The sequence below is a fragment of the Micromonospora sp. NPDC002411 genome (assembly GCF_053592955.1).
In genome coordinates this window covers 1-3275 of sequence record NZ_JBSFBM010000517.1, presented here as the reverse complement: position 1 = coordinate 3275, position 3275 = coordinate 1, and the positions used below count along the sequence as shown (strand labels likewise).

Sequence of the window (3275 nt, the reverse complement as noted above, 5' to 3'; positions counted from 1 at the left end):
GTACGCGGTGACCGAGGCGTCCAGCTCACCAACGAGGAAGCAACGCCGTCCGTCCGGGTGGCGGGCGAGGTGTCGGGGCCCGGTGCCAGCCGTCGCGCCACCGGGTGCCGAGTCGAGCACCATGAGGATGAACCGGGCGCCCTCCGGGCCGCCGACCGCGCCGCTGAGCATCGCCTCGCGTTCCACGTACGCGAGGATCGGCTCCATCAGCTTCTGCACGACCCGTTCCAGCACCTCGTTGAGCAGGATCTCGGTGAGGAAGGCCTGGAGCAGGTCACGGGACGCGGCTTCGACGATCTGCCGGGTGACCCGGCGTACCACGTACCCCCGGGCGGCGCGCAGCCCCGCGCGGACGCCGAAGCGCAGGGCGACCCGGCCGCCGCGCACGGCCGCGCCGCCGATGGTGCCGGCCTCCGGGATCAACGACATCGCCAGCCCGAGGTACGCGGCGAACAGCTCGACCTCGACCTCGGTGCGGGTGAGCACCAGTTCCGGGTCGAGCATGGAGCCGTAGAGGCGCTCGCGAAGGTGAGCGTGCGCCACGTCGACGGCGGCGACGGCCACCCCGACGACGAAGCCCAGCGGTGGGCAGAGGACGGACAGCGCGATGATCCCCACCATGGTGGCGAAGGCGCTCAGCGCCTCCCGGCCCAGTTCGGTGCTGAACAGGTCGTCGACGCCGGTGGCGTAGTAGAGGTTGCCGCCGAAGAACTCGCCGATCTGCTGGTGGGTCACCAGGTGGATGCCCTGCAGCGCGTACCGTCCCCGAGGGATCGTCGCCGACGGGATGTGTTCGCTGATCCGGCTGGACCGGAACGCGAACCGGGCGTCGTTGCGGGCGCGACCGAGCATCTCGGTGTTGTTGCGCCGCATGTCCTGCAACACCCGCCACAGCTCGTCGCGGATCGCTGCGCGGTTACCGGCGAAGCGGGCCAGCACGTCGGGCAGGTCGGTGATCTGCTTGACCAGCGGGTCGATGCCCTCGGCCTCGCCGCGTTGGATGACCAGCGCCTGTTCGATCTCGGCGAGGGTCCAGAGCACCGCGTGCGAGTCACGGATCCGGGTGGTGCCGTCGCGTTCGACGATCTCGCCGGCCGCTCCGGGGCTGCTCAGGGCGGCTTCGGTGGCGAGGAACGCGCTGGAGATGGCGCGGGCGGCCCCGTACCAGGCGGTGGACGGGTTGGCCATGCTCAGCGTGGCGACGGTGCCGCCGCCCAGGTCGGTGTGCGCAGACGCCCACCGGGCGGCCTCGTGGCGGCGCAGCCGCTCCCGCAGTCCCTGAAGCTCGGCGTAGTCGGTGAGCTGGGAGACGATCAGCCGCTCGAAGATCGGGGCGTACCTGTCGAAGTTGGTGATCCGGGCGTCGATGCCGGTACGCGAGCTGAGCAGCAGTTGCACCAGCATGGCCTGGCTGCCGACGACGAAGAGCTGCCCGACGGCGCCCTTCACCGCCGGGCTGAACGCCTGGACGAAGTGCAGGTTCCAGGACGCGGACGTGTCGATCCAGCCGCCCTGGATGCGGGCGAAGTGCTCGGGCTGGCTGTAGCGGCCCATGACCAGTTGGGCGAGGCGGTCCAGTCGGGGCACGACCCCGGCCAGGTGGCGCAGGAACTGCACGGCCGGCGAGGCGACCGGCCGGAAGTCCAGCGGGCCGAGCCGCCCGCTGCCCTCCGGTACGGGTCGGGTGAACGCCTCCCGCTCGACCGAGCCGACCAGCAGGCTGATGGCGGCGGCCCGGCCGCGCAGCATGGCGGCGGCCTGGAGGCAGAAGTTCGCCGGATAGCGGCACGGCTCGCCCATCTGCAGGCGGAACGCGATGTCGTCCATCAGCCGGCGTAGCTCGTCGCCGTCCGGGCCGAGGGCGGCCAGCTCCGGTTCGCCGTTGAAGGGGGCGCAGGCCCGCATCTCGGAGTGCGCGCCGGTGACGGCGGGGAACCGTCGACCGTCGGTGCCGGGTGGCGCGCTGGGGCTGCTCGGGTCGAAGACGAACCCACCCCGCCGGGCGCCGCCGGTGCCACCGGCATCCCCGCCGGGCCCGGTGCCGGTGCCCAGGCCGCCCGAGCCGCTGCCACCCGGTCCGCTACCCGCGCCGCCCGGTCCGTTGGCAGTTCCGGATCCGCCGCCCGCGCCGGCGCCACTTCCCGTGCCGTCGCCGATGCCTCCGCCGGGCGGCGCGTTCGGGTCCGGTGGGGTGGCCGGTCGGTGCTCGACGCTGATCGGCAACAGGTTCGCCGTTCCGGTCCAGTGCAGCGTGTTGTCGGTCTCCTCGGTGCCCACCAGCAGCAGGGAGACCCCGCCGATGCTGACCACCACGAGGCAGGTCGGGGTGGCTCCGCCCACCGAGGCGAGGATCGCGTCGACCCGCCGGGTCACCTCGGCGTCGACGGCCCGTTCGATCTGCGCCTGGTACTCGTCAGCGCTCGTGGTCTCGCCGCGCGGCTGGGCGGTCCGCAACCGTTGCCGGATGTCGGCGCTCAACTCCTCGTCCACCATCGACACCAGTGCGCTGCGGCCGGCCACCGGTCGCCGCTGCACAGTGCCGGGTTGCGGGCTGGGGATCCGCTCCTCCACCTCGAAGTGCGGTTGTGGGGTGGCCCGGAACACCGTCTCGCCGAACCGCTCGAAGGTGAAGACCGACCACGGCGTGGTGTTCACCATGACCGCCCAGACCGGGCGACCGTCGGAACCGATCACCCGGGCGATCACCCCCTGCGGGGTGCCCGACGGCAGGCCGCCGTGCTGGCGTACCGCCTCCTGACCCAACTCGCCGAGATGACTGGCCAGGTAGGCGGCCGGGCGCAGCAGCCACTGGTAGGTCACCGGCGGTGGTTCGTCGCCGTCCACCGGCACCTCGGCGGCGTCGCCACCGTCGTCGTAGGACGGCACCCGGTAGACAGCGAGGAGGTGACGCATCCGAGACGCGTCGAACACCTCGGCCGCCGGCCGGCTCAGCGGCACGGCCACCCCGGCGGGCAACCCCGGGTCCAGCCGCGCCGCGGTGACCACCTCGTCGATGCGCCGGCGCAGCCGGGCCTCGAACGCCCGCCGGTCGTCCGGGGACACCCCCTGCACGCCCGCACCGGTCCAGCCGAACTCCGGCGCTGCGGGGCGTACCTCCAGGTAGCCGCCGCGGGGCGCCACTCGCGCCGTGGTCGCGGGTATGCAGGAACGCGGCGAAGGCACCATCATCAACGTGGCCGGCCCATGCCGCGCAATGGCTGCCCGCCCTCGAGGAGGTCGCCGCCAAGCAGAAGTGGCGGGTGATCTCACACACC

At 72.9% G+C, this 3275-nt stretch carries 1 pseudogene; it reads right to left on the bottom strand.

The annotated features are described in order from the left end of the window. Positions 1-90: pseudogene (locus tag ACWCO3_RS33205) on the bottom strand (beta-propeller fold lactonase family protein); the annotation flags it as partial. Positions 91-3275: the final 3185 nt, after the last annotated feature.